Source organism: Nocardioides panacis, assembly GCF_019039255.1.
GTDB classification, from domain to species: domain Bacteria; phylum Actinomycetota; class Actinomycetes; order Propionibacteriales; family Nocardioidaceae; genus Nocardioides_B; species Nocardioides_B panacis.
On sequence record NZ_CP077062.1, the window covers coordinates 1,654,806 to 1,681,047 of the forward strand.

27 protein-coding genes are annotated in these 26,242 nt (G+C 69.4%); 14 read left to right on the forward strand and 13 right to left on the reverse strand.

Annotated elements, in window-relative coordinates:
* Positions 1-34: 34 nt before the first annotated feature.
* A complete protein-coding gene (locus KRR39_RS08010; protein WP_216941518.1) occupies positions 35-1,432 on the forward strand; it encodes an aminoglycoside phosphotransferase family protein in 1,398 nt (465 codons plus the stop codon).
* A 441-nt stretch (positions 1,433-1,873) separates the two neighbouring features.
* Here the strand turns inward: KRR39_RS08010 and KRR39_RS08015 are convergent, their stop codons facing one another.
* From KRR39_RS08015 to KRR39_RS08040, 6 genes are all read right to left on the reverse strand, one after another.
* A complete protein-coding gene (locus KRR39_RS08015; protein ID WP_216941519.1) occupies positions 1,874-2,749 on the reverse strand; it encodes a site-specific integrase in 876 nt (291 codons plus the stop codon).
* Positions 2,750-3,016: 267 nt separating this feature from the next.
* Entirely contained in the window at positions 3,017-3,436 is a 420-nt protein-coding gene (locus KRR39_RS08020) for a hypothetical protein (RefSeq protein ID WP_216941520.1), read from the reverse strand.
* A gap of 293 nt (positions 3,437-3,729) precedes the next feature.
* The gene (locus KRR39_RS08025; RefSeq protein WP_216941521.1) at positions 3,730-4,050 is read right to left on the reverse strand and encodes a hypothetical protein; all 321 of its coding nucleotides are present in this window, start codon (positions 4,048-4,050) and stop codon (positions 3,730-3,732) included.
* Between the two features lie 665 nt (positions 4,051-4,715).
* On the reverse strand, positions 4,716-5,021 hold the full coding sequence (locus KRR39_RS08030) for a helix-turn-helix domain-containing protein (protein ID WP_216941522.1): 306 nt from the start codon (positions 5,019-5,021) through the stop codon (positions 4,716-4,718).
* A gap of 9 nt (positions 5,022-5,030) precedes the next feature.
* The gene (locus KRR39_RS08035) at positions 5,031-5,297 is read right to left on the reverse strand and encodes a hypothetical protein (protein WP_216941523.1); all 267 of its coding nucleotides are present in this window, start codon (positions 5,295-5,297) and stop codon (positions 5,031-5,033) included.
* A gap of 425 nt (positions 5,298-5,722) precedes the next feature.
* Positions 5,723-6,649, reverse strand: a complete 927-nt coding sequence (locus KRR39_RS08040; RefSeq protein ID WP_216941524.1) for a tyrosine-type recombinase/integrase — start codon at positions 6,647-6,649, stop codon at positions 5,723-5,725.
* A gap of 139 nt (positions 6,650-6,788) precedes the next feature.
* On the opposite strand from KRR39_RS08040, the gene KRR39_RS08045 reads away from it, so the two are divergent.
* The 3 genes from KRR39_RS08045 (at position 6,789) to KRR39_RS08055 (ending at position 8,598) form a co-directional block, all read left to right on the forward strand.
* Entirely contained in the window at positions 6,789-7,418 is a 630-nt protein-coding gene (locus tag KRR39_RS08045) for a hypothetical protein (RefSeq protein ID WP_216941525.1), read from the forward strand.
* A 436-nt stretch (positions 7,419-7,854) separates the two neighbouring features.
* On the forward strand, positions 7,855-8,271 hold the full coding sequence (locus KRR39_RS08050) for a hypothetical protein (protein ID WP_216941526.1): 417 nt from the start codon (positions 7,855-7,857) through the stop codon (positions 8,269-8,271).
* Positions 8,272-8,424: 153 nt separating this feature from the next.
* Positions 8,425-8,598 (forward strand): hypothetical protein, encoded by a 174-nt coding sequence (locus tag KRR39_RS08055; protein ID WP_216941527.1) that lies wholly within the window; start codon positions 8,425-8,427, stop codon positions 8,596-8,598.
* 37 nt (positions 8,599-8,635) lie between these two features.
* Here the strand turns inward: KRR39_RS08055 and KRR39_RS08060 are convergent, their stop codons facing one another.
* Positions 8,636-10,411 (reverse strand): Calx-beta domain-containing protein, encoded by a 1,776-nt coding sequence (locus tag KRR39_RS08060; RefSeq protein ID WP_216941528.1) that lies wholly within the window; start codon positions 10,409-10,411, stop codon positions 8,636-8,638.
* Here KRR39_RS08060 and KRR39_RS08065 point away from each other — a divergent pair.
* From KRR39_RS08065 to KRR39_RS08085, 6 genes are all read left to right on the forward strand, one after another.
* Positions 10,404-11,006 carry a GmrSD restriction endonuclease domain-containing protein gene (locus tag KRR39_RS08065; RefSeq protein WP_254185598.1) on the forward strand — a complete coding sequence of 201 codons (603 nt, stop codon included), beginning with the start codon at positions 10,404-10,406 and terminating at the stop codon, positions 11,004-11,006. The genes KRR39_RS08060 and KRR39_RS08065 overlap by 8 nt on opposite strands.
* A gap of 190 nt (positions 11,007-11,196) precedes the next feature.
* Positions 11,197-11,874 carry a thermonuclease family protein gene (locus KRR39_RS08070; protein WP_216941530.1) on the forward strand — a complete coding sequence of 226 codons (678 nt, stop codon included), beginning with the start codon at positions 11,197-11,199 and terminating at the stop codon, positions 11,872-11,874.
* 234 nt (positions 11,875-12,108) lie between these two features.
* Complete coding sequence (locus KRR39_RS24545) at positions 12,109-12,504, forward strand: hypothetical protein (RefSeq protein ID WP_254185599.1); 396 nt, start codon at positions 12,109-12,111, stop codon at positions 12,502-12,504.
* A 37-nt stretch (positions 12,505-12,541) separates the two neighbouring features.
* Entirely contained in the window at positions 12,542-12,787 is a 246-nt protein-coding gene (locus KRR39_RS24550) for an RCC1-like domain-containing protein (protein WP_254185600.1), read from the forward strand.
* Between the two features lie 727 nt (positions 12,788-13,514).
* On the forward strand, positions 13,515-13,793 hold the full coding sequence (locus KRR39_RS08080) for a helix-turn-helix transcriptional regulator (RefSeq protein ID WP_216941532.1): 279 nt from the start codon (positions 13,515-13,517) through the stop codon (positions 13,791-13,793).
* Positions 13,790-15,154 carry a type II toxin-antitoxin system HipA family toxin gene (locus tag KRR39_RS08085; protein ID WP_216941533.1) on the forward strand — a complete coding sequence of 455 codons (1,365 nt, stop codon included), beginning with the start codon at positions 13,790-13,792 and terminating at the stop codon, positions 15,152-15,154. The genes KRR39_RS08080 and KRR39_RS08085 overlap by 4 nt, the downstream gene beginning before the upstream one ends.
* 46 nt (positions 15,155-15,200) lie before the next feature.
* On the opposite strand, the gene KRR39_RS08090 is transcribed toward KRR39_RS08085, so the two are convergent.
* Both KRR39_RS08090 and KRR39_RS08095 read right to left on the reverse strand, forming a co-directional pair.
* Positions 15,201-15,770, reverse strand: coding sequence for a hypothetical protein (locus KRR39_RS08090; RefSeq protein ID WP_216941534.1), 570 nt, complete (start codon positions 15,768-15,770; stop codon positions 15,201-15,203).
* Positions 15,771-15,896: 126 nt separating this feature from the next.
* The gene (locus tag KRR39_RS08095; RefSeq protein WP_216941535.1) at positions 15,897-17,030 is read right to left on the reverse strand and encodes a helix-turn-helix domain-containing protein; all 1,134 of its coding nucleotides are present in this window, start codon (positions 17,028-17,030) and stop codon (positions 15,897-15,899) included.
* A gap of 1,121 nt (positions 17,031-18,151) precedes the next feature.
* On the opposite strand from KRR39_RS08095, the gene KRR39_RS08100 reads away from it, so the two are divergent.
* Positions 18,152-18,865, forward strand: coding sequence for a hypothetical protein (locus KRR39_RS08100; RefSeq protein WP_216941536.1), 714 nt, complete (start codon positions 18,152-18,154; stop codon positions 18,863-18,865).
* 765 nt (positions 18,866-19,630) lie between these two features.
* On the opposite strand, the gene KRR39_RS08105 is transcribed toward KRR39_RS08100, so the two are convergent.
* Together KRR39_RS08105 and KRR39_RS08110 are read right to left on the reverse strand one after the other, a co-directional pair.
* Positions 19,631-20,740, reverse strand: coding sequence for a serine hydrolase domain-containing protein (locus KRR39_RS08105; RefSeq protein WP_216941537.1), 1,110 nt, complete (start codon positions 20,738-20,740; stop codon positions 19,631-19,633).
* Positions 20,741-20,780: 40 nt separating this feature from the next.
* On the reverse strand, positions 20,781-21,308 hold the full coding sequence (locus KRR39_RS08110) for a GNAT family N-acetyltransferase (protein WP_216941538.1): 528 nt from the start codon (positions 21,306-21,308) through the stop codon (positions 20,781-20,783).
* Here KRR39_RS08110 and KRR39_RS08115 point away from each other — a divergent pair.
* On the forward strand, positions 21,307-22,224 hold the full coding sequence (locus tag KRR39_RS08115) for a PHP domain-containing protein (protein ID WP_302053561.1): 918 nt from the start codon (positions 21,307-21,309) through the stop codon (positions 22,222-22,224). The two genes, KRR39_RS08110 and KRR39_RS08115, sit on opposite strands and share 2 nt — an antisense overlap.
* A gap of 272 nt (positions 22,225-22,496) precedes the next feature.
* Here KRR39_RS08115 and KRR39_RS08120 read toward each other — a convergent pair whose 3' ends face one another.
* On the reverse strand, positions 22,497-23,279 hold the full coding sequence (locus KRR39_RS08120) for an alpha/beta fold hydrolase (RefSeq protein WP_216941540.1): 783 nt from the start codon (positions 23,277-23,279) through the stop codon (positions 22,497-22,499).
* A gap of 634 nt (positions 23,280-23,913) precedes the next feature.
* Between KRR39_RS08120 and KRR39_RS08125 the strand changes: the two genes are divergently transcribed.
* Together KRR39_RS08125 and KRR39_RS08130 are read left to right on the forward strand one after the other, a co-directional pair.
* Positions 23,914-24,255, forward strand: a complete 342-nt coding sequence (locus KRR39_RS08125; RefSeq protein WP_216941541.1) for a putative quinol monooxygenase — start codon at positions 23,914-23,916, stop codon at positions 24,253-24,255.
* Between the two features lie 39 nt (positions 24,256-24,294).
* Positions 24,295-25,047: an AraC family transcriptional regulator gene (locus tag KRR39_RS08130; RefSeq protein ID WP_216941542.1), complete on the forward strand. Its 753-nt coding sequence runs from the start codon at positions 24,295-24,297 to the stop codon at positions 25,045-25,047.
* A 57-nt stretch (positions 25,048-25,104) separates the two neighbouring features.
* Here the strand turns inward: KRR39_RS08130 and KRR39_RS08135 are convergent, their stop codons facing one another.
* Entirely contained in the window at positions 25,105-26,019 is a 915-nt protein-coding gene (locus KRR39_RS08135) for an aminoglycoside phosphotransferase family protein (protein WP_216941543.1), read from the reverse strand.
* Positions 26,020-26,242: the final 223 nt, after the last annotated feature.

Sequence of the window (26,242 nt, forward strand, 5' to 3'; positions counted from 1 at the left end):
AACATCAATAGGTACTAGTCAGCTGGAGGGCGAGATGAGCGGTGGAGCTGGGCCGTACCGAGGCAGGCTCGAGGTGCTGGCGGCCGGTGGCGTTCTCGAGGCCCAGCTCGACGCCTGGGCGGCGCGACGGTCAACCGACCGGCCCGGGCCGTGGCGGCGCGTCCGCGGCAAGCTGCGCCCGCAGCGCTCTCCCTGGGCCGTCCTGGTCTACGAGGCGGTGGGCGGTCCGACCGTCCAGGTCCGCCTGCTCGAGGACAGCGACCCGAGGGCCGACGCTGCGCGCGGCGCGCTGCGTGGCGGCGACCTGGGTCCGGTCGAGATCGTGTCCTGCGCGGCGGACCCGGCGCTCCCGGGACTGCCTGCGGTGCTGGCGGCGCTCGACCGTCCTCGGGTGGTGCGCTACCACCCGGGCAACCGCTGCACCGTCCACGGAGGGGCAGGATCGGCCGCCCGGTACGTCAAGGTCCAGGCCGAGGGCATCGACGACCAGCAGGGGGTGCGGGCGCGGTGGGCAGCCTCGCTGTCCGGAGCGCTGTCCTTCGCGGTGGCCGAGCCGCACGGCTGGGACGAGCAGACCCGGTCGAGCTGGTACGGCGTCGTGCCGGGCGGACCCGTGCATCCTCGACTTCTCGGGCCCCATGGTGCCCAGCTCGCACGTCAGGTGGGGGCGTCGCTGGGCCAGCTCGCGACGGCGGTGGTGCGGCCGCCCAGGAGGGTGGACGCGACGGACCAGCTGGCCCGGACCGAACGGGCGCTGGCGCGGGCGACCGCTGCCGCCCCTGCTCTGGCGCCCGGGCTGCGGAGAGCGTCCGACTCGCTCACCCGTGCCCACGACCGACTGGGCGCACGGCCACTCGTCCCGGCGCACGGGGCGGCGCACCTCGGGCAGTGGCTGGTGGACGACACCGGTCGGTTGGGTCTCGTCGACTTCGACCGTTTCGCGTGGGGTGAGCCGGAGTTCGACCTGGCCACCTTCGTCGTCGAGCTGGCTGGTGCGTCCGCGGGTCAGCCGACGGACGAGCTCGAGACGGCAGTCCTCGACGGCTTCCGTGCGGTCGCCGGCGCGCCGGACGAGCTGCGGCTGGCGATCTACGTCCTGCACCGGCAGCTGGCCCAGGTTGCCCGGACCGCCTGCGCGCTCCGTCCCGACGCCGAGGAGCGCGCCGCGCCACTGCTCGAGCAGCTGCAGCGCCCGCTGGACCGGCTCGCCCGGCAGCGACCGGGCGGCGACACGCGCACGGCGTCGCGGGGGACAGCCGGGGGGGACCTGACCCCCGTGCGCCCGGCGGCTCGCCGGGTCGCGACCCGAGCAGGGTCTGCTCGTCGACGGAGACCATCGTCTGAAACGGAAAACGCCCCACCGGCAGGCGCTGCCTGCTGGTGGGGCGAGTCCGACTCACTGGTGTCCGAGGGGGGGACTCGGACACCGTGAACCGGGCGATTGCCCATCTGACTCGAAGGAGTGGATGGGCATGGAGGGCCTCCTAGGGATGGTCCGGTCGGTGCGGCGGTGGCTGGTGCATGCGGTCATCGTGCACCCTGGGCACCGCGAGGCGGAAGAGCCGGACGCGGATCCGTGTCCCGGCCGATGCTGCCACGGCAGGCCGGCCCGGGGCTGCGGAAACCGGACCGCGAGACCGGTCGGGTCAACCGGTCGTCTGGGGGTGACCGACGCGCGGGCACCCACTGCCAGCCGGGGTCCCGGACAGGTGGGCTGGCGGAGCCCCGCGGACGACCGGTGCCGCGATCGGGGCGCGTAGCACCAAGCGAACGGCGGCGGACCGCGGCGGCGGCGGCCCGAGCCTCGGTGCGGTCGGTGCGGTCGGTGCGGTCGGTGCGGTCGGTGCGGTCGGTGTGGTCGCGGACGGTCATCTCAGTCCTCGAGTCGACCGAACGCACGCTCCGCGGCCACACACAGTTCGGCCCAGGACGGGTTGGTCAGGTACGGGCTGGAGATGCCGAACTGGCTCATGCTGTGGTTCATCCAGAAGCTGGACAGGAAGGGATCCTTCGTCGCCTGCCGGATCCGGTCCGTCGAGGTGTGCCGCAGCCAGTGCGGGCTGACCCCGACGAAGGCACCGTCGGCACCGTAGGCCAGCTCCGCGGCAGCGGTGTGAAACAGGGTGTCCAGGTAGCGGCGGGTGACGGGTGCGCCATGTTGCTGCCTGAGCACGCGATCGGGTCCCTCTGTTGCGCCGCGTTCCCGTCCGAGCTCCAGGGCGCGGCGCAGCACGGAGCGGGCCACCGGGATCCGCTGCCCCTTCGCGTTCTTCTGGAATACCTGGATGGCGCAACCCACCAGGTCGATGCCGTCGACGGTCAGCTGCAGGATCCCTTCGCGACGCGACCCCGACCGGATGAACAGATCCAGCAGCAGGAGGTCGAGGATCGGATCGCGGCGCCGAAGGCAGATCCACGCGCGGAGATTGGCCTCTTCCCGGGCATTGATCGGACGTCGGTTGTGCTGTTGCGGAGGCTTGCCGAGACCGTCTGTCGGACTTCGGCAGAGGTGTCCGTCGCGGACCGCCTCGCTGAAGAACCGATGCGTCGCCTCGGCGAAGTTGCGCGCCGCACCCTGGCCGTGATCGTCGGCGCGGTAGGAGGCCAGGGGGGCGTCCTGCCGCGCGGGCGGCCGCCACCTTGTGTGCCCCGGTCCTCTCCTTGATGGCGGCCTGGAGCACTTCGAGATCGCTGCGCCGCACCTTGCGAATCTTCCGGTGCCCGATCCCTCGCACAGCCGGGTAGGCAACGTGGTCGATCTCTTCCGCGGGCAGCCCGTCCAGCAGTCGGCGAAGCGAGACGTCGTTGGGGGGCTGACTCATCCACTTGGGGAGCCCGAGCCGGCGCCGAACGTCGCGCACCGTCCGGTTGCGTCGGTGGCGCTTCCTGGCTCGCTTCCGTTTCGCCCGGGCGATACGGTGCTGACGGTCCTGGTCCAGCCCGTGCAGCAGCGTCATCAGGTCGTGAGTCGCGACGGGCCCGGCCTCCGGCGGCCGGGTGCCTTCCGGCTCGGAGGTCATGGCGACCACCATCCGAACCGGACGCCCTGCTTGCGGATCCGCTTGTCGACCGTGGCCGAGATCAGCCGGTGGTCGATCACGACCAGTCGGCGCGTGGCGTGTTGGTACCGGACGACGACGCGTGGCGCTCCGTCGAGGTACCGCTCCCAGAGCAGCAGCCCCAGTGTCAACCGGCCCGCGGGGTCGATGAGGGGGCGGGCCGGTCGGGTCGGCAGGCAGTCGGGATCGGTGGTCAAGACGACCCAGCCCGGCTGCGCGGCGAACACGCGGGACGACAGGGCGCTCTCTCGGACCGCGGTGGCCGTCGGACGGGGCAGGCCGAGGCGCAGGCGAGCGCTGGGGTCGACGGAGGCGACCGTGAGAAAACTGCGGGCTGCCTTGCGCGGCGCCGCGGCGTCGCGCTCGTCCCTGTTCATGCCTCAACCGTCACCCACAGGGGTGCGACCTGGGTATCGGAGGTCTGGCAATGTCCGCGAGTGACTTGAGTCGGTCGCTGGGGTCCGGGATCCACCACGTCCGGTTCGCCGGCGGCTTCATGCCTCCCCAGATGGGAGCGATGCTCCGCAGCTTGCCGACTTTCCCCGGGGACGCCGAGGAGCGCCGCGAGAGCCCGAGCACCCTCGTCAGGTCTCGTCCGCGACAGCGCCCGGGGGTGCCCGAGCCAGCCGCCGGAATGGGGAGACTGGCGGACCGCCACGTATCCGAGGTGCTAAGCGCGGTCGGCCCGTTGCACGCCCTGCCCCCAGGCGACTGCCTCGCGGCAAGCCGCGAGGGCGCGGTCGCTCAGCAGGAGTTCACAGGGATCCTCAGCGGACACCAGCTCGAGATGAACCTCCTGCTCGGAACGAGAACACATCACCAGTCCGGACTCAGGATGACGCACGATCTTCCGCAGCTCGGCATCGTTGGTGTCGAGTCCCATCGCCGCGCAGTTGCTGCGCAGGTCGATCAGATGGACTCGCGGCGAGAAGCGCTCGCTGCTTGGAACGAGTTGGCGTGCCATGACCGTCAACGTCACGACCGTGCGCACGGCTCCGGCATGGGACAGCTGAGACACGAGCGTGCTGGGCAATTCCGGGCCCCGAGGTGTGGATCTGAAGACGCGCCGAAGGGTGCCCGGCTGGAGGCGGGTTCGAGCGGCCATCTCCTCGGCCCACCGGATCGCCACACTGAGCTGGTACTCCGCGAGGAGGCGTCGCACCAGCCGCTCGAACTGTTCGCGATCGGGCTCACCGTCACGCGGGGGAGGTTCACTCGTCATCGCTAGACCTTCCAGCTCCTCGTGTGCTGACGAGTACTTGGTAGCGCATCTCCTCGCCGAAGTTTCCGGGCGCAGACGGTGTCGGAGGGAGGTGGACCTGGAGGAGGGACCGAGGTTCGCCACGCTAAGTGGGCGCCCGTGGGCGCCTGTGGGCGCTTGTGGGCTGTCGTGGGCGCTCAACAAGACCGCGAGATCTATCCCTAAAAGTACGTTTTTGTAGCGGTGCCAGGACTGGCGAGCGTGAGTTGCGTCTGGCTGTCCGTTTGGCTGCGCCGTGGCGGTGTCGCGCCCGGGCTGACCGACCGGCTCGCCAGGATTGGTTTTCACGCACCGGCGTGTCGCCCGGGTATGACCTGTTGGATACAGCCTCCGGGGGACCGAAGGTGCCGGCAACGCCGGCCGTGCGGTGTCGTCCGACGTGGTTGGCCGGAACGTCAGGTGGCGCGCCCGTCGGGAGGTTTGCTGGGGAGCCGGCGAGGCCGGGTCGCACTGCCGAACGGATAGACGCCCACCAACAGATCCACCAGGAGGACTTGGTAGGCATCCGCGAGAGAGACCAGCAACGGTATCGAGGGAAGCCTTCGCCCACGCTCGCAGTCAGAGATGTGCTGCTGGGAGGACCCGGTCAATCCCGCAACTTGGTCGAGTAGAAGCTCCGAGTCGATCCGCGCCTCGCGCAATCGCCGACCCAACTGGCGTGCGAGCAGCTGCTTGTTGCTGTCGCTCGTCCAGTCAGCCACGGGGGCAGCCTAACCATCCTCGGCCCGCGATGTGAGCATCGTGCGCCAGCTGGGCCGAGCGCGCCGAGCGACGCGCAATAGACGCGCCGAAGCGGGAAGCGCCAAGAAGGCCGGGACGCGGTCGGCGAACAGGGTCGCCAACTGGTCGACTGCGTCCCGGGCGATGCTGCGGTCGCGAGCGAGGGCCTCGAGGAGCTCTTCAACGGTCGTGTCGACGTCATCGAACACGTCGTCGATCACCGACGCCAGCGCCCGGATGACCTGGTCCCTGTTCAAGCCGATGACGGGCTCCGCCGCTGGTCGCACGTCGGCCCCGGCGGGGGCGCCAGCGCCGGAGCCGGGGGGCCCCCACTGAGGACGGGTGGGCCTGCTGCTCCATCCAGTCGATGATGCGCGTCGCCAGCACCTCCAGCGGGTAGGCGTCGCGCACCCGCAGGGGTGGGGTGTTCGGCGTCACCGGTGTCAACCACAACAGGGCGGGGTCGTCGCGGTCCCAGTGAGCGACCGCGATCCATGTAAGGCCGCCCCAAGCGGCGACCACCTGGTTGCCGGAGACGATCCGGCCACCCGGCAGCACGTTTTCGGCCAGTGTCCAGACTCCGTGCTCACCGCGTTGGTGAGGATCGGCCAGGACATCCGGCAGCGCGGCAAGTAGCTGGGCCGACCGGGTGAGTGGGCGCAGTCGTCTCGCCGGCTCCTCCTCAGTCACGGGGGCCGAAGAGTCGTTCGTACGCGGCGACAAGGTCATCAAAGGTGACCTTGGTGTAGCGACCGATGACCCCGAGCTCGTCGGGGGAGTGGCCGGCGTAGGTGGCCGCCACCCGGATGTCCGCAACCGCCGCGATGTCGGCGAGAGTGGTGTGGCGGATCCAGTGAGCCCCAACGTCCAGGGGTTCGGTCCACCTGCAGTTTCGGTCGACGCGGTCGAAGATGACATTGAACCGACGGCGGGTCAGCGGGGTGCCCCTCTGGTACCGGAAGACCGCATCCCCGGGCCGGTTGGCTCCCCGGGAGACAGCAAAGGCCTGTAGTCGGGTAAGGAGCTTCCTGCTCAAAGGGAGCTCGCGGGTGTCGCCGCCCTTCTCAGTCAATGTGACAAGGCAGTTGGTGAGGTCGAGGTGGTCGATGCACAGATTGAGGCATCCCTCTCGGCGAGCGGCCGTCTCGCGCAAGAACTGCAGGAGCAGGGCGTCCAACTCCGGGTCAGCCGAGCCGTCCAGAGCGCCGCGCCAGATGTCGACAAGTTCGTGTTCGCGCAACGGACGTTCCGGCGCGGTCGCGCGGCGAGGTGCCGTCAGGTCGAGCGCAGGATTGATGGTGAGGTGGCCGGCGGCGACCGCGTACCGGAAGTAGAACCGCAGAGCTCTGACGCAGTTCTCGGCCGCCCCGCGTCCATACGAGTCAGGGTCGTAGGACCGCAGCAACCGACCTCTCTGACGGGCCATCTCCACCTTGCGAAGGCCCACCTCGTAGCGAGTCTGGTCCCGGAGCCGCTCCAGGTCCGGGAGTCGAACCTCCTCGAGCAGCCGGTGACCATGTTCTTTGGCAAGCAAGAGAATGCCGGGGCGATATGTCGGCAAGGACTTGGGGGACACCCGCGCCAGCACGGTGTCCGTCAGGTCAGACACGAGGCGGCCTTCCGTCATATCCGATTGTCTACTACGCTGTGAGCGTAGTAGCAAGCGCTCCGAGGTGGTGTCGCCGCCCCGCGAAGCCATCCCTGGTCTCAATCAGAGGTCGAGCACGCAGTGGAAGGGAGACCATGCGATGAGCGATGTCCCTCGTCCCGCCAGCGACTGCGTGCGGATGGCCGGGCCCGGGTTGGTCGTCATGGTCATGGACGCAGACGGCGTGGTGTCGCCGATCCACGGGAGCACGGCCTGGGGCGACGACGTCCAGGCGGGCCAGCTCTTCGGGCCGCTCTGGGTCTCACCCACCGTCTGCTGTCGCCTCGACCGGATCGCCAGCCTGCCGCACGTCATCCCCGTGTGGCTCACGTCCTGGCCCCCGGAACTCCGTCAGGTCATGTCCCCCTTTCCTGGTCACGATTGGCCAGACGCGGGACTCCGCGCCGACCACACTAACGACGAGGGCGGTTGGTGGAAGTGGAACGTCTTGTGGCGCTGGCTCACCGATCACGACCGGATCGACAGGTTGGCGTGGTGCGACGACCACCTCACGCCGACACACCTGGCGCAGGTGGGGCGTCGCAGCGACCCTGCCCGACCGCCAGAAGGTTACCCACCCGACCTCAACGAAGGTCCTGGACCCGCGGCGATCTGCAGGGACCTCAAGCTGCGGGGGATCACCCCGCTCCTCATTGCGCCGGAGACCACCACCGGTCTGACCCCGGCTCATGTCGAGGCCCTTGAGCGCTTCGTACGCGGCGACCCCTAACTGCAACGGTGGACGCGTCCGTCGGGCGACAGGGTGTGCCTGAAGGCTCGTCCACCAGGTCGAAGGAGCGCCGTCGCAAGACCGGACACAACACACGCACCCCCTTCGGCAACGTGCTGAGGGATGGCAGCAGGCCGCCGAACACCGCACCGCCAGGTTCCGACCCTCTGGAGCGCGCCAGACTCTTGTTGGCGCAACGTTGTGAACCAGTTGACCTGACTGGCGGTCCGCGTTGAGGAGCTCACGGGAACACCTGCGACAAGGTCCACGAAGATCGGTCTGGACCGGCTGGCGGGACGCAATGCTCAACCCAGCGGCAGCCGCGAGAGGCCCAACGACAGATGACCGCCACACCATGCGAGACCCACTCGGGTGTCTCCGGCGAGTCTCCGACAGAGGCGGACGCATACCGGGAAGCGCTGAGGAGAGTGCACACGTGAGCGTGGAACTGCCGGGTCGCGGCCGGCCGGCCGATGCTGGTACCGACAGACTGACCGACGGAATGTTCTTCGACCGGTCAGGCGCTCCGCTGACCCTGCGGGAACTCATTCGGCTGTTCTCCGACCCGGAGTACCGCTTCTTGGCACGCGACGTGGTGCCAACTCCCGGCGGTCGTGAGATCGAGGTGGTCACGGCGTGGCTCGGCATCGACCAACGCGCCGGCATCGGCGACACCGATGCAGAGGGCGAGGGTGAGGGTGAGGACCAACCTGTCATCTTCGGGACCGTCGCGCGCGACCCGACCTGGACCGGCGGCCTCATCGAGGGCCTGGAATGGTGGGCGCGCACCGAATCGGAGGCACTGATCAACCACCGGCGCCTGCTCGCGAGGCTTAGTCAGCAGGGCGGCTGAGGGTCGCTCTCGGTAACCGCCTCCCGCCTGCGCGGCCGACACCGGAAGATCATCCGCCGCGAGGCACGGTCTCTGGATGACTACGCGTCACTAAGATCGGGGGAGTCCGCCCTAGCGGCGGAACCTGACCAGACACGACGACTGAGGGATCCGATGGCGCTCGAGCGCAAGATGCTGCGTGACCAGATCAAGGAACTGGTCCTGGAGCGGATCCTCAACGGCACCTACGAGCCGGGCGAGCGTGTCCACAGCCGATGCCCGGCGCCCGTCACAGAAGTCCACGAAACCGTGCTGAACCACGCTCTACATGTGCCCACAAGTGTGTAGAGCCGCTCAGACAGGGTCGTGGAGGCGCCCAAATGCTTTACTTTGTCTGGATGCTGCGCCTGTAGAACTCCACGCCGCCCAACCGCTCGACCGAGCAACGTTGCCGGCTGCCGCAGCACCGTTCAGGCGACGTTGACGTGCTGCGCTGCCGCCACGGCGCGCAGCAGCGCGTCGTCGGGCGGCTCACGTAGCGCTGCGTCGTCTCGGGCCGGCTGCGTGGTGACTGGGTTGGCGGCGCACGCGGACGACTGCGTGCACGACGTCGCGACGGGTGCCGTCCCCGTGCCAGTTCCCCGGAGACGGACACGACCTTGCGTGAGCCGGCGGTGGCGCGCTTCGACGCGGTCACCTGGACTCGCAGGACGTGTGAGGCGTGCGGAGCGGTCGGCAGCCGGAACCCGGCGGTCGACCGGATCTGGCGCGTCACGTCCACCTGGCCCGAGAAGTACCGGACCGTCGTGCGGGACGGTGCCGCAGCGGCGCGGAACGTGAGGGTGCTAAGCGTGTTCCCGTCGTTGGCGACCTTCACCCACACCGACCGGGTGTGTCTCCGGCGGGCGTCGACGGTGACGGTCTGCTTCTTCCCCGTCAGGTTGTAGACGTTGTTCCCGACGAACCCCTGCGAGGCCGACCGGCGTGACACGAGTGCGCCGGGCCGTTGGTCGCTGGTCGCGATCACCACCGCGGCCGTGTTCGGGGTCCCGACCGCCAACGGTGTCCCGGCATCGGCACCAGAGCCAGCACCAGACGCAAGCTGTGCGGAGTCCAGCACGACCATGAACGTCTCGGCGCCCTCACCAGACCCGTCGTTGATGATCGGGACGCTGAACTGTGCGCTGGTCTGTCCGGTCGCGAACCGGACCGTGCCGGAGGTCGACCGGTAGTCCCGTCCAGCGGCCGCGGCTTCCGCGTGGTACCGGACTGGTGGCGTGCCGGCGAGCTGCCGGGTCGTGTAGTGGGCGGTGACGGGTCGAGTTGCGTCACCGGCCCGGACCACGGTGATCGTCGCCCGCCGGGCACTCTCCTGGACCCGGGGCGTGGTAGCCGTGAACCGGACCGACGGCGCCGTCGTCCGCGACACCGTCCAGACGCCACTGTCACCGACGGCGCCGTTCCCGTCGGCTGCGCGCACGAATGCTCCTCCGGGGAGGTCGACCAGTTCGGGGGCGGCCGCCGTCGGGTCGTAGACCACCGGACGGCCCGCGCCGTCACCGGCCCGGGAGGACATCCCGTACACGAAGTCACCGCCGGCGACTTGAAGGGCTGCGCCGCCTTCCGGGCCGCTGATGGTGCCCAGGTCCAGCATCCGTGCGGACTGGTCCGCCAGGTCCAGGGAGAACGCGTGGCCGGACCCGCCGTACAGGGTGTCGCCGACGAGCGCTCCCGGAGTCGAGTCGTGAGCACCCGGTAGGACACCGAGGTCACGCATCACCGGATTCGCCGCAGCCAGGTCGTAGACGAACGCGTGCCGGTTCCCGGCCGCGGTCTGCGACCACCCAACAACCCGTGACCCGGAGACGTCCGTCGCTGTTCCGATCTTGCCGCCGAGGGTGCCCAGGTCACGCATCACCGGGTTCGCCGCAGCCAGGTCGTAGACGAACGGGTGCTGGTCGCCGGTCGCAGTGGTGGAGTATCCGAAGACCAGGTTTCCCACGATCCGGATGTCGCCGGCGTAGGTTCCACCGAGGCTGCCCAGATCACGCATGGCGGGGGACGCGGCGGCCAGGTCGTAGGCGAACGGACGCTGGCCGCTGACGGTGGAGCCGTAGCCGACCACGATGTTCCCGTCGATCCCGGCTGAGTCGTTGGTCAAGGTTCGCGGCTGCGACATCCAGCGCGGCAAGTGGCGCTCCTACTACGACGGTGCGGTGACCAGGGACTCTACGAGCTTCGACATCGACCATCTGGTGCCGTTGGCCGAAGCCTGGGACTCCGGTGCCCGGCGGTGGAACGCGGAGACCCGGAAACGGTACGCAAACGACCTCGGCGACCGACGCTCGCTGGTGGCGGTGAGTGCCTCCTCGAACCGGTCGAAGTCTGACCAGGACCCGGCCGAATGGATGCCCGACCTCGGCCAGTGCCAGTACGTGCGGCAGTGGGTAGCGGTCAAGATCCGCTGGACCCTGAAGGTGGACGCTGCCGAGAAACGAGCACTCCTGGCCCAGGCCAAGCACTGCGCGAACACCACGGTCACCGTCCGGCGTGCCGCGACCGGCCGCTCCTCCAGTGGTCCCGCAAGCGGCACCGCGCGCAGCCCCCAAGCGCCCGCGCCGTCACGCGGGTCCGATCCCCAGTTCAGCTACTGCTACCAGGCGATCGCAGCCGGCTACGGTCCCTACGTCCGAGGACGCGACCCCGAGTACGCCTGGTACACCGACAGCGACGGGGACGGCCGCGTCTGCGAGTAGAGCCGACGACGCGGACCGTCCGGTGCAGGCGAAAGTTGTGAGCGACACCACGGGCACCACCCCCGGCCGTGGTGCCTGTTCCCCGGCGAAAGCCGATCCTTCGGGTGCGCACCCGCCGGTCACCTTGTGGCTCGCCGGCCCGCGCTCACCCAGCCACCGGCCGCCCCACCACAGAACCAGGAACTCCCGCATGCGCAAGACCTTGCTCGCCGTCGCCCTCGCCGTGATCGCGTCGGTCCTCGTCGTCACCCCGGCCGCTGAGGCCGTCCAGCCCGTCCGCGTGATCCGCTGGGTCGACGGGGACACCGTCGACACGACCCGCGGCACCGTGCGTCTGATCGGCGTTGACACCCCGGAGCGAGGCAAGTGCGGATCCGCGGCAGCCACCCGCCTGGCCCGCGCGAGCGCACCGGCCGGCACCGTCATCGAGCTCGGCAACCCCACGAGTGTCCGCCACAAGGACCACTACGGTCGGCTGCTGCGCTACGTGAACCGGGGTGCCCGCGACCTCTCTGCGACCCAGATCTACCACGGAGCCTGGGCGCGGTACGACTCGCTCGACGGCTACCAGCACCACCCCCGCCAGGCCAAGTACCGCCGCCTGGACGCCGCCCACCGCAACTACTGCGGCCACCAGAACCCCGGTAAGACGTCGACGGCGTCCAAGCCGGCGTCGGGTGGCGCGGTGAGCGCACCGGTGACGCCGCGCGGCCACAACTGCCCGTCCTTCGCTCCCATCAAGGGCAACGCGCCCTCGATGATCTACCACCGCCCCGGGCAGGCGTACTACAACATCACCACGCCCGAAGACTGCTTCCGCAACGCGGCCTCGGCCGAGGCGGCCGGCTACCGCGCAGCAAAGAACTGAGGCCACGTTTGGATGGTCGGTAGGCCACTGCGTCCGGTAACGTCGATGGCCTCACGAGCTCGAGGTCGTCAGGTCGGTGCAAGGAACCACATAGGCCGCGTGTGCCAGCAGAACCAGCCCGACCCACTGCGGCGGGGGTAGGTCCCTGGCAGACTCCAGAGCGCCAGGGACCGAACCGGCCACCTGGTGCATCAACGGCGCTCGCCGACTAGCTTTCACCACCAGGGGGACCCGTTGAACCGCGCCACCACCATCGCCGCCGCGACCGCGACCGCTACCGCAGCGGCGCTCGCGCTGAGCGCCGCGCCGGCACAGGCCGCGACGTACTACGGCCGGACCGCGCGCAGCGTCGCCAGCCAGATCCACTGCGTCAACTTCGTCGGACACGGCGGCGGAGGCATCACCTACAAGGCGGGTGTCTGCTACCTGAACGGCAAGCGGGTCAACGTCATTACCTTCACCAACCGCACCCAGCAGCGGTCCTGGAACGCGGTTGCCAAGGCGGCATTCGGCACCGGGTTCTACTGGGGCAACGGGACTGGCGCACTCGTCGTGGCCAAGAACGGGAACCGCCCCGCTGCCGCTCTCGGCGCTCGCCGACTCCCGGGAACCGTCCAGCGCGGTCGCTGATCCGATACTCAGACCACTCGGCCGCCGCGTCGTCGCGGTGGCTGGCGGCGCCGGGCACACGCTGGCCCTTACCTCCGACGGCGAGGTGACCGCGTGGGGCTTCAACGACTCCGGACAGGCCACGGTGCCCTGCGTCTCCCGCACGCTTCGGACACAGCGTGCAGGTCGGGCAGGTTGGTGGTCTCCCACAGCAGGGTCTCGACGTCGGCTTGGGTTTGTTCGGGGGCGAACACGACGCCTGGGGTTCGCACGGTGCGCAGTTCCATGGGCCCGTCGAGGGTGAGGCCGACCGCGTACAGCACTGGTCCGGATCCATCGAGGCCGGCCACGAGAGCCACGGAGTGCACGGGTTGTCCGAACGGGCGAACCGTCACCGTGCTCGCTCTGGTGTGCGCGCGGAACGTGGGTGCGGCGCTGGCGAAGAGATGGGTGGGTGCTGTCGCGGCGGCCGAGGGGTCCGGGGCGGACGCGACCGCGCTGAGGAGCGCTGCGTGCAGGTTGACCTCTGTGCCGTCCGACCTGGAGGCAGACGCTCTGCCGGCAGCCGACGGCGACGTCGTGAGCGTTGACGAACAGCCTGCTGCGGTCCGTTGCTGGCGCTGGAACGCCCGGCAAGGGTTCGCGACCCTCGAACACGGCGGACCGGCCGGCCGCCAACACGAGCCCTGTGGGGTGCCAGGCAGCGATGAGGACTGACACGGGCGGCAACACTACGAGACCCGCAGCGTCGTCGGGAAGAACATGCGTTCAGGGCCGGACCGGTGCCACAGTGCACCGGCGTCAGCTGTACGAGTTCTTCGTCGAGGTGTCGACGAGCGTCTCCGGCCTGGCCGACGCGGACCTGCGGGGCGGGCGTGTCTACGATCCGCGCCCGTTTGCGTGAGGGTGGCGGGAGTGGCCGGCTCGACCCCAGCCCCGTGCGTAACGGGCTGATATGCTCACAGTAGCCCGATGGGAGGATATGCTCCCGTTACATTGATGGGAGGATATGCTCCCGTAAGGAGGTGGTGGTGGTGGCACGTTCGTCGGTGCGGTCGCCTGCCGCTCTCGGGCAGGAACTCGCGCGTCTGCGGTACGACCACGGTCTCACCCAGGACGCCCTGGCGGATGCGTTGGGTGTCACCCGTCGTTACGTCTACGAGCTTGAGAGTGGCAAGCCGAACCTGTGGGCGGTCCGGCTGTTCGAGGTTCTGCGCGAGCTCGGTGCCCACCTGGAGGTCGTCTCGGCTGTCGCTGGCGACCCGAGTTCCGGTGGGCCGGAATCGACTGGTGAGCAGGTCGGGGAGTGACCCGCGAGGCGCTCGATGTCTGGCTGTACGGGACCCGGATCGCGCAGCTGCATGAGACCGTCCGCGGCCGGATTGGTCTCGCGTGGACCGCGGACGCCGTGCAACGCTGGGGCCGCGGTGCGCGGCTGCTGTCAGCGAAGCTGACGATCGGCACCGTCCCGGTGGACGTGTTGGTGGGTGCCTACCTGGATGGGCTGCTGCCCGAGGGCAGTGCCCGGGTCAACCACGCGCTGACCGCCGGCGTCGCTCCGGATGACACCTACGCCCTCATCCGGGCCTACGGGCGCGACACTCCCGGCGCGACGATCTTCGTTCCCGCTGGTACCCCGGACCCGACGCGCGCGGGCCACTACGAGCCGTTGAGTGCCGGGCAGGTGGCTGAGCGACTGCGTCGCGCCGACGAGCACCTGCCGACCTCTCCGCGGGAGACCACCGAGTCCTCGACGCTGCCCGGCATGGTCCCCAAGGTCACCATTCACCGCGAGGGAGGTCAGTGGTTCTCGTGCAAGGAGGGTGCGCCCTCGACCTGGATCCTCAAGCGCTCCAACGACGCCGCACGTGAGATCGGTGACGTGGTCGACACCGAAGTGGCCTGCCTGACGCTGGCTCGTGAGATCGGGTTGACCAGCATCGACGCGGAGATCGTGGACTTCGGCGACGTCCGGGCGATCGCGGTCTCCCGCTATGACCGAGACGTTGCGAACGGGAACGCCCGTCTCCACCAGGAAGACTTGGCGCAGGCGCTCGGGCTCAACACGCAGGACCCGAACCGCAAGTTCCAGTGGGGCTCGCGTATGCCGTCCCTGGTGCACGCCGCGGATGTGCTTCGTCTCGACGGTGGGAACCCGGACGCGCTGCTCCGACTGGTCACGTTCTCGTTCCTGGTCGGGAATACCGACATGCACGCCAAGAACATCTCCTTCCTTCGTCACGATGACGGCAAGGTGGCGCTCAGCCCCGCCTACGACATTGCGATGCACCTGCATCATGAGCGTGAGAACCGGCGCAGCGCGCTCGACGTCAACGGACGGAACCGCATCGACGAGTTGACGATCGCGGACGTGGTCGCCGAGGCGGAGCGCTGGGGTCTGCCGGCACGCCGTGCGGCGCGGGTGGTTGCCGAGACGACGCGTGCCCTCGATGGCGCGTTGCGGGGGCTGGACCGGGCACGGCACGGCGGTGTGCCGCCGCGCGCCTGGGACCTGCTCGAGCGGCGCATTGCCGCCGCGGTGGCTGGCCTGCCCGGACCGGCAACACCCGCCCCGGCCGCGGGAGTCGTCGCTGGTGCGAGCGAGCGGCCCGCCGGTGCCGGCGTTGAGCCGCAGAGTGGCCGGCCGCGGGGCCCCCGCCGACCGCGCTGAGGGGCGCGCCTGACGCCCGCAGTGCGGTCGGCAGTCTGCGGACGACTCAGGCGGCGTCGGTCGGCTGCTCCGGGCCGCTGTGTGCCGCTGCTTGGGCGTGACGCTCGAGGCGAGCGAGGATCGCAAGCTCGTAGGGGGGCGTCTGGTAGGTCAGACCGTACGGGTTCGGGCCGCGACGTGAGTAGGTTTCGGCCGCTGACGTCCACTTGGCCATGACTGCCTCGGCAAGCCCTGGACGGTCCTCGCGGGTGTCGTTGGTCCCGGCGTCGATGATGGCTTCGAGGGTGGCTGCGGGTCCGTGCGCGTGGACGATGTTGTAGACGTTCCACCAGACCTGTCCGAGCACGGGCGCCTGGGTGGTCAGCACGTATTCGACGCGGTCGTGCTCGTCGAGCTCGTCGTCGTAGAGGTAGCCGGGGAGGCCCGGGCTGGGGTAGTCGACGTTATCGAGCCACGGACGGTAGCCCCACAGGATGGCGATGAGCCCGTACGCGACGTGCTTGTTGAAGGCCTCGTCCGCGTCGCTGTTGTAGGCCAGTTCGTCGAAGGCGTCGTCGAGCTCGTCGACGAGAGCGATGGATGCGGCAGACGCGGTAGTCGAGGGGGTGTTCGTCATGTCGGAGGATGGTGCGTGTTGGCGGCGCCTTGGCAATCACCGCGCTACTCGAGTGGGACTGCTGACGTGAGGTGAAGCGTGAGCGTTTCCGTGCTCGCAGAGGGCGGGGGCACGACGGTACCGGGCTCATGCCCGCAGGCTGCCCTCGGCGACGAACTCCGTGTAGATGGCGTCCTCGTCTTCGCGTTCCAGGAGCACTGCCAAGGGGCCTGTGCCCGTCTTGCGTGCCGCGGCAGCGTCGAGCGCAGCGTCGAGCAGTCGTCGGGGCGGGCGGACGGACGGAATGGTGCGTTGGCTCGTGACGGCCGAGTCTGCCCACTCTTTCTGGTTGTCCAGGAGGTCGATCCAGGTGTCGGTGTCAGCGATGAACCCGAGATCGGCAAGTTGGTACACGGTTGCGGGAACCGATGCTCCATACCGGTCGGCGAGGGAGCGCGCTGCCCGGCCGGCCTTGGATGCTTGCGTGTCGAAGTCCGCCTGCGTGACCCTGCGCGTGTCGAGCATCTCGCCTACTCCGGCCGGGGGCAGGAGCAGGTGGGCTGCGAACGCACTCACACGGCGTTCGGTCAGGGTGCCGCTGGCCGGCTCGACCTCGTCTTCGTCGATCACGGGCCTGGGGTCTGCGAGGAGGTGGTGGCCGAGTTCGTGGGCGAGGGTGAACCGGACGTGTCCGGCGTCGAAGCTGGTCGACGCCACGATGACGGCCCGGTCCTCGGTGTGGGCGCAGAGCCCGTCGACGTCGGTGCCGAGGGGTGAGAGGACGACGTCGGTCGCGAAGTGCGTCTCGATGAGGTCGGGTAGGTCGCCGAGCTCGGCGTTTCCTAGGTTCAGGGTCTCGCGTACGAGTTCGGCCATCCGGCGTCCTTGTCGCTGGGCCTCTTGGCGGCTGCGCGGCGGTGCGGGGAACCCGGTCCTGATCTGTTCCATGACCGCTTGCCCTGCGGCCGTCGGGACGGGCGCGTCGACTAGGCCTTGGTCTGCGAGTAGGTCCTCGACGTTCAGGACGGCGGCGGCTCGGACCTGGGCACCAGCGCTCTCTGCTGCTCCGTTGAGTCGGTGTGCAAGGGAGAACGTCGGGGTGGCCTTCAGCCCCAGGAGCCACTGCGGGGTTACCCGCAGGGCCTGGGCGAGCTTCGGCATCTCGCGCACGGAGATCCCGCGCGTCTCGCCCTCGATCTTGCTGACCTGGGTCTTGTCCAGGCCGAGGAACGCGCCAAGGTCGGCGCCAGAGAGCCCGACCTGGTTGCGTGCGGCACGCACGCGGGCCCCCACTCCCGGCAGCGTCTCGCGCGGGGGGAGGTGTGCGCCGGCGGCCGCGGTCGATGGTGCGGCGGGGCGTCTCGTTGCTGGTCATGCTGGTCTCCTTCGTCGAGCTGTCTCGACACTGTCCAAAGCTAGGCGACTATCGCAACTATTTCAACGGGCAGTTGCACTCCCTGGTGTCAGTTGGTCGGCCTCTCTGGACCGACCAAGGCCCAGACGGCTCCACGCCCCTCGACCCCGACGAAATCGAGGGCATCGTCTCGTCCTGGGTCGCAACGCGCGGCGACCTCAACGAGGTCGAACAGGCCAACATCGTCAAAGCGCTCACCCCGCGCGCCGCTGCCGGGAGTGGGGGCCCGGACGCCCGTCGCGAAGCCGCCTCTCATGCGGGACCCGACGCGGCTTTCCTACACCGCCCCGCACGCGCTCACCGTGGCCGCAGCCCATCGTGCGAACGGCCCTCATCGACTTCATCAAGTACGCGCACACCGACGTCAGGACAGCTGCTCGGGAGGTCCAGGACGCGTGGCGGAGCGGCGGCCTGTGCGACCTGATCGGTCGCTACCTAGGCACGGGTTCTCCAACCTGTGGTTCGCCGACCAGTACCGGTTATTCAGAGAATAGCCAGCCTCTTAGGTTGTGCTATCGCCGAAATAACAGAACCTATAGTTCCGGTCGCGCCCTACAGCGGCAGCGCTACAGGTGCACTGGACCCGACCAGGCTTTCCACCGGTTCACCCCTCCGCTACCCCGTGAGCGCACCACTGACGGGGTCTGCGACGTGTGCGACGGCACCGTCCACGCGCACGCCGGACCTGTCGTCTCGCGCGGGTACAGGCACCGACTGCATCTGGTCGCGGAGGCTCTCGTGGCGGTCGGCCGCGGGGTGAGCTACACCCGGGCTGCGCAGCGGGCGCGAGTCGCGGCCGGTCGCGACCCGTTGGTCGGGGGGAGCTCGGGACAGCTGGTGGCCGAGTGGGTCGACGCGTGGGCGCCGGTCATCCTGGCCGCCCACGCCGAGACCGAGCAGCCCGAGACCCTGGTGCTCGACTCGACGGACTTCTGGTGGACCAACCAACGCCCGCACCGGCATCCGACGCCGCGAGTTCGCCATCCTGGTGGCCTACGGCTACACCGGACCGGCTGCCGGCCGCATCTGGGGCATCCATGCCACACCCACGGCTCAAGGACGCGACTGGGTCCGGTTCCTGAGCAGCCTGAACCTGCCCGGACCACCCGCGAGCATCGTGGCCGACGACAACCTGGCCATCGAAGCTGCGGTGCCTCGCATGTGGAGTCCGGCGCCTGGCCCGAGTCTGCCCCTGCCGTTCCTCTTCGCCTGCGAACATCACCTCCGCGAACGCGCCAGGGACGCCCTCCAGGCCGACAACGCTCATGCTGGGTCCGGCCGCTGGATGCGGCGCCTGGACACGGCGTTCCGTCGTGACGAGGGCTGGGACGAGTTCCACCGGGCCACCAGCATCCTGGGCGCATCAGCCGCTTGGACCGCCAACAATGACGCCAAGCTGCGGCCGCAGACCTCGGTCCGTCACCTGCTGCCCGCGCACCGCTCTACGGCCGGCGCGGAGACCGCCGCCCACAGGCTCCGCAACCTCTACGAGCAGCGGTCGTTCTCGCTACGCAACGCGAACCGCACCAACCTGCTCCTCGGGCTGACGCGGCTGCATCTGAACAACCGCGACGATGTGAACGCCTACCACCGCATCCTGCGCCAAGCAGCTGAGGCTGGGCAGGGCAAACCTCGCCAGGGTCAGCGGCTCAACCGAGACCCGCGGGACACCAACGGTGACCCGCAGCCTTCCCTTCGGTAGGCCTGGCCTACGAGATGCGGTGCATCAGGACGTCCTAGTCGAAGGACGCAACGTCCAGTGAGGCAGCTCCACTCCTGCGGGTAGCCACTCAGCCTTGGTTTTCGTGTGGCCGCCCGAACGTGCTGTCAGGCAGTCACGAGCAGCTACCGCCGCCGCCCCCGCAGTCACCGCCGCCGCCGAAACCGCCGCCGCCGAAACCGCCGCCCACCATGCCTGGTGAGCCATAAGGCACGCTTCCGTTGTGGTCCTGGAGTGGCAAGACAACTGGACTCATGAGGAAGGCCCTGATGCCGATTGCGACCGGACCGGCCAACAGGACCGGCCCGGCGTAGGTCCAGCCGACCGTTGCGTATGCCGTGATGAAGCAGGCACACCAAGCAAGGGCCCCACGAAGAAGCGCCTTGGAAATGCGGCGGCGGGACACTGTGCCTGTGGAGGCTCGTGGCTCCTTCCATGAACTGAGTGTGCCACATGCGCGGCTCGGCGGAGGGGCGACGTGGGTGCCCTGAGTCATGCTGCACATGGTGTCAACCAGGGCGGCATCCGCGCCAGTCTTCTGCCCCCCCGAGTGCGTCCCATAGTCACACCGGAATCAGAGGGGGGCGGCCCTCGCCGTCTGGTCATCAGCACCTCGTTCATGCTGCCCGTCCTGATGCTGCTCGTCGTCATGCTGCTTGTCCTCGTCCAGGCCGTGTCGCCCAAAGGTCGGCATCTGCCCGAGAAGTTCAACCGTCTACTGGCGCTGGTTGCGACCTGGGGTCGGGTTCACCGCGTTCGTGAGCGCGTGGAGGAGCTGCTCGACGTCGTTTCCCCAGTGTGAGGTGACGACGAGGTCGCGGGCTGGGTCGACCCAGAGCAGGTGCCGGCCGCCGTTGCCGCGGGCACATCGCCCGGTTGCGGCGGCGGTCGACCAGACGGTCCGGTCGTCGTTGAGCCACCAGGACAGGCCGTAGTTCGCCTTGACCGGGCACGGTGTCCACAACTGGTCGATCCACGTGGAGGAGAGACCTGGCCGTGCCCCCAGGTGCCTCTGTGTAGGCACAGGTGTCCGATGCGGGCCAGGTCGAGGGCGCTGATCCACAGGCCACCGCCCCAGTGCGCACCCCCGGACACGACCGGTGTCAGCGCCTCGTCGGCGCCATCTGGGTCGTCTGGGTCGTCTGGGTCGTCTGCGTCGTCGAGGGTGATGCGGGAGTTGGGGTAGCCGTGCCAGGACCACGACGTCGACGCGCCGATGGGGTCCAAAATGCGTTCGCGGAGGACGTCCGGCAGGCTGCTGCGCAGCAGGGCGGTCAGGGCGAGGGCGGCCAGGTTCACGCGGACGTCGTTGTACGCCCACCCCGCCCCCGGTAGTCCGCCGGCTGACTCGGTGCCTTCCCGGGTGCTCTGGACGTCGACCGAGGTCGGTTTGCCCCACAGCTCCCCTTCCCACTGGCTGGTCTGGTCGAGCAGGTGACGCCAGGTGACCAAGCGGCCGTGCGGGTTCGCGAGCTGTGGGAGGTCGACGCGCCGGGTCACCGGCTCGTCGAGGTGCAGCAGGCCGTCGTCGTGCGCGATGCCGGCGACGAGCGACAGGACGCTCTTGGTGACGCTGAACGCCATCTCCACGCGGGTCGGGTCGCCCCAGGACGCGAGGACCGTCCCGCGTCGGACGACGACACCGCTGGGCCCGGCCCCATCCAGGAGCGGACCGAGCACGTCGCGGTGCGACGCATCCCCGACCTGGGTGGCAAGGTAGGACGCCATGTCGTCCACGCCGGCGACCGGGCGTGCTGCTTGCTCCGCCGCGGCGATCTCGACGGCGCCGAGGTCGACGCCCTCGAGGGGGTCGCCCAGCCAGACGTTCGCTGGGGCGCTGTCCTCGAGCGTCTCCATGACCACAGCCTTTCCGTCTCGTGTCGGCGAGCGACGTGGGTCAGAGCGTTCTCGTCGTGACGAGGTTGGTGCCGTAGGGGGCTTCCTCACGGTCCGTCTCGATGAACCCGACCTTGGCCAGCACACGGCGGGAGGCGGTGTTCCAGTCCCAGACGGAGGCCCACAGCCGTTCGTACCCGGACGTTATCGCCCAGTCCAGGACCGCCCAGGATGCCTCGGTCGCGTATCCGTTTCCCCAGACCCGTCGTAGGAACTCGAACGCCAGCTCCGGTTCGTGGGCCCCGTGTCCACTGTCGACCAGGCCGCAGTAGCCAATGGCATCGCCGACGATCTTCCGTTCGACCGCGAGCAACCCGACAGAGGTGGGCTGGTTGGCGCGGATCGCGTCCTCGAACTCGGCGAGGGTGGGGTGTCCGTCCGTGTCGATGCGCCGGTGTGGCGGCACTCGTGGGTCGCGTTGGGTCCACATCTCGCGCTGGATGGCGGCCTCGTCGACCCGCCATGGACGCAGTCGCAGGCGGTCGGTTTCCAGCACGACCTCACGGCCCCGACCTGTTTCCTCTGCCATGACCACGACCCTCTCACGAGCGCACGGACGCTCCGGTTCGGGAACGGCTGGAGGCACGGCATCTAGGCTCACGGGTGTGTCCTTGCCGGTCGACAGTCACGTTCACACGCAGTGGTCGTGGGACGCGCCGGATGGCGACATGGTCGCCTCCTGTGTGCGGGCGGTCGAGCTGGGCCTGCCGGCGGTCGCGTTCACCGAGCACGTCGACCACACGACGTGGCGGGTCGCATCTGAGGACCTCGCCCCCGACCATCTGCTGGTCCGGCTGAGCACACCGGACGGGAGCCTGACACCGCCGACGTTCGACGCGGCCGGTTACCTGGCGGCGGTCGAGGACTGCCGGGACCGGTTCCCGGAGCTACGTATCCTCAGCGGCGTCGAGCTCGGCGAACCGCATCGGCACGCGCCCCAGGTCGCGGAGGTGCTGGCCACCGGCACCTTCGACCGGGTGCTGGGGTCGGTGCACACGTTGCTGGACGGTGGCGGGTACGCGGAGCCGCCGGGCCTGTTCACGCACTGGGACCCTGCGGAGGTGCTCCGTAGCTACCTGGCGGAGGTCACCGCGCTGGTGGAGGGCAGCGACGCGTTCGAGGTCCTCGCCCACGTCGACTATCCGCTGCGGTCCTGGCCGGCAGCGGCCGGTGCGTTCGTCCCGGAGGAGTTCGAGGACGAGTTCCGGCACACGTTGCGCACGGTCGCGCAGAGCGGGCGGGTGCTCGAGGTGAACACCGTGGTGCCGTTCCACGACACGTTGCTGCGGTGGTGGCGCGCCGAGGGTGGGGACGCCATCACGTTCGGCAGCGACGCGCACGACCCGGCGGCGGTCGCCCGTGGCTTCCGGGACGCCGTGCACCTCGCCGAGGCACACGGGTTCCGCCCCGGCAGGCGCCTGTACGACCCGTGGGGACGGGTGTGACCGCCGTTGCCGAGCGCGGAGCGCTAGATGTTGTGTGTCAGGACGTTGCTGTCGTGACCGCGCGGACAGTGGCTGCCGGATGAGGACGTTTGCCGATCGGGCCGCGCCTGCATGCCTATGCAGGGCGAAGGCCGGCCGGCGGTTCGGCTTACGGACGAACCTGCCTCGACTTCTTCCTTTGCGAGTCGGCAGTCGATCGACGCGCGACACGGTGGCCGCAGAGGTATCCGCTACGACGACGGGTACTGCTGTCGGCAGGCCGAGCAACAACCTCAATCGGTGCTGTCGAGGATCAGTCGGGTCGCTTCGTGCGGTGCGTCCCATTGTGGGTAATGACCGCACCGCTCGAACCAGTGCAGCACCGCGTCGGGAAACAGTTCCGTGGCACGTGCGGCCTGTCTCGGCACGGTCACCAGGTCACGACGACCCCAACCGATCGTGACCCGGCCGGGCACTGTGCCAGCCGGGGCTCCCTGTTGCTTGGGCCCTTGGGTCAGGGCGTCCAGGGCAGCGCCGGTCGCCGGGGAGTCGGCCAGCCCGCGCACGTCCGGCAGCACGGTCTCCCGCGAGAGCGCCCAGGGCCGCGCCGAGAACTGCGCCAGCAGCAGAGTCCTTCCCACCGAGCTGCCAAGCAGTGCTGGCAGCATTCCTCGTAGCGCTCGGACCAGAGCGATCGACGGCCGCAGGGTGGCGCCGAAGACGATGAGCTCGCGGTCGCTCCAAAAGCCGCCCGGGTCCAACGCCACGGTGTCGCCGCCGACGCCCCGCCGGGCGAGCTCGAGCACTATGCGGCCGCCCATCGACTGGCCGACGGTCGAGACTCCGTCCAGGCCCTGTTCGAGGATGAAGTCCGCGACGGAGTCGGTCAGGGTGGCGATCGAGACGTCGCCGGTCAACGGCGGCGTCTCGCCGAACCCCGGTAGGTCGACGGCGATCACCTCACGGCGCTCGGCCAGTTCGTCGAGGATCGGAGACCAGGATCGCCACCCAGCGCCCAGACCGTGCACGAGCAACAGCGGGCTGCCGCTTCCTCGTCGTACGTGATTCAACGTCATACCGGGAACGCTAGCCGCTCACGCATAACTCGGGCTTTTCGGCCACCGCAGGCGGATCCGCGTGCGGGATCGGCTCCGTGGGCGCAGCGGGTGGGCGTCAACAACCTCATGAGATCCGACAGCTAGACCGACGCCCGCAAGATGAGTGGGCGGGAAACCCTCCGAGCGCGACCTGGTCGTTCGACCCCACCGGACCAAGGAAGACATCCCCAGACGGGCGTGATGGTCGATGCGACCCGTCCGCTCACGGTGGTCGTCGGCGAGATCCTTCTTCAGGCGGGGCTGCTCAACACTGACGCCAGCGGATAGCGATGCGGCGTCTGCTGTTCGGCTGCTCGGTCACCTCGACGCCCACAGGGAGACCCGCCTAGCGCTGTTCCCGCCCGCGACGGTGGGCACCGGGGTGGAGCGTGAACGACCGTGAATCGGAGGCCAGCAGGGGAGCTTCCGCCCCGTGACGGGGGAGACACGAAGCGGAAGCAGCACCAGAATACCGATACCGCAGGAGACGCACGAGTCCGCACGACATCGGATGGACGCCGTCTGAGCGCGGTCGCCCGGAGATGTCCGCTGAGAGCTTGAACCTGTCTGTTCGACGCGAGCCGGACTCCGGTGCGGCGCTGCAGGATCGAGAGTGTCCCACCACCTACCCCGTCTCGACTGCCAGGAGATTCCCATGCTCATCGCGATACTCGACCTCCGGACCACCCCGGCTGACCGGCCGGCTGCACTCGCCCAACTCGACAGCGAGAAGGACGAGATCCGCGCCATGCCCGGCAACCTGGACTTCCGGGTGTACGCCACTCGCCACGACGAGGAGGCCGTCGTCGTCATCCACGAATGGGTCGACGAGCCGTCGTTTGCCGGCTACCTGTCCTCTGATGCATTCGCCCGTTCGGGCGCGGTGCTGCGTCCGCTGGTGACCGCGCCACCGGTGAGCCGCCGGTTCCAGGCCGCTCTTCTCGAGACGGTCTGACCCGCAGCCCGTCTAGGGTGAGCGGGTGCGAGTCAGTTCGTGAGGCGCGAAGCGTTCGCGTTCGTCCGGGATTTTGCGGTGGCCCCGCCGTCCGAGCTGCGCGTGGACCGGCACTACCTGCTGTGTGCCTCCCGGGGCGCGCTGCGGCTGGAAGCACACGGCAAGTCGTGGGTGCTGCCTCCGGCCCGGGCCGCGCTGATCGCGGCGGGTGAGCCGATCCAGGTCGCGATCGCGCAGCCGGTGACCACGTCGTCGGTGCTGTTCGATCCCGCGTTCGCTCCGGAGCCAGCCGTGCCCCTGACCGTGTTCGACCTCAGCCCGTTGGCTCGGGCCTTGGTGTCGGAGTGCGTCGCCTGGCCTGACGGTGCGGAACCACTCCCGCCGTACGCACGCAGCGTGTTCGGTGCGCTGGTGGCCGTGGTGTGGCGGCTGGCGCAGCACCCCAGCCCGGTGACGGTCCCCGCTGGCCAGTCTCCGGAGCTGCGTCGGGCGCTGGCACTGACCTACGAACGGCTGGCCGAGGACGTCCGGTTCGAGGACATCGCCGACGACGTGGGGTTGGTGCCACGGTCGCTGGCTCGCCGGTTCGAGGACGAGTGCGCGATGACCTGGCGTGCGGTGCTGCGCCGGATGCGGGTGCTGCGCGCGATCGAGGAGCTCGCGGCGGGCGAGGACTCCGTCACGACCATCGCGCACACGGTGGGGTACACCTCCCTGTCAGCGTTCAACGCCGCGTTCCGCGAGCTGACCGGTCGTACGCCGACGCAGTACCGCGCGACGTTTCGACCGTGACCTGCGCCGGCAGTGGTGCTTGGGACTGGTGGCCATGGTCGTGTTCAGATCCGGTGTTCAGGGGCTTGCGTTGGCCAGGTCGATCAACAGGTCAACGCACTCGCGGGTGGCGTCGGATGCTTCGGCGAGCTCCAGGGCGGTCATCGTCGCGAACGCGGTGCACCATCGGGTGAGCCGGCGAGGCGTCGTCCCGATGGCGGGAGCGAGCTTCTCGACGCGTGCGGTGATGGTCTGTGCGTTGTCGGCTCGCCAGAGCACGAGGTCGATCGCGTCAAACGCTGGGTCCCCGACGCACGGCGCTGGGTCGATCGCCACCAGACCGCGCTGGTTGCCGCCGTCGAGGATGTTGGCGGGGGTCAGGTCGCCGTGCAGGAGGACGGTGGCGGGCGCGTCGCCGGCGAGCCGCACCGCCAGCTGCTTCCCGCGTTCGTACAGCTCGGGCGGGACGACCGCGGCCAGTCCCGGCCGGCATGTGTAGTTCTTCGTGCCTGCAGCGTAGAGGTAGGTGACGCGGTCGGCGACGGATCGGTAGGTGGGGTCGGGCGTGCCGTGTGCGTGCAGTGCAGTCACGAGGGTGCTCACAGTGTCGAGGTGCGGGTAGGCCGAGTCGGCGAGCGGCTGGCCGGGTTCGATGGCCTCGATGAGGAGGGCGCCAGCCCGCTTGTCGACGGCGAGCACGGCGGGCACGTGAGTGGTCGTCCATCGGGTGAGCGCGGCTGCTTCGTCCTGGATGCGTCTGCGGTCCGGGCTGATCTTCAGCACGGCCGGGTGTCCGTGGACGGTGCGGCATCGGATGACCACCGACATGGTCCCGCGTTGGATGAGCGCCCCGAGGTTGAGCCGCCACCGGTCGGCAAGGTCGACCAGCACGGGCGGTACCTCGTCGAGCCAGGACTCGATCGTGGCTCCGAACCGTCGCCCGAGCCGCCTGCGGAGCTCGTCATCGAGTTGCGGAACGTGCGGCGTTGTCATGGTGGCGGGAGTCTTGCCCAACTTCTGGCGGGGTGCACGTGCGTTTCGCCGGTCTGGCTGGGGCTAGGTGCCGCTCACGGGTAGAGCGGTACCTCGCGCGAGGCGACGTCGAGTCCTGATGGTGTGCTGAAGGACGCCCGCTTGCTCTGTTGCCTGGCCTAGAGGTTTTGCGGTATCCCGGCGGCCGGCCGGCCGGCCGGCCGTCGCGGCACGCGACCGCAGC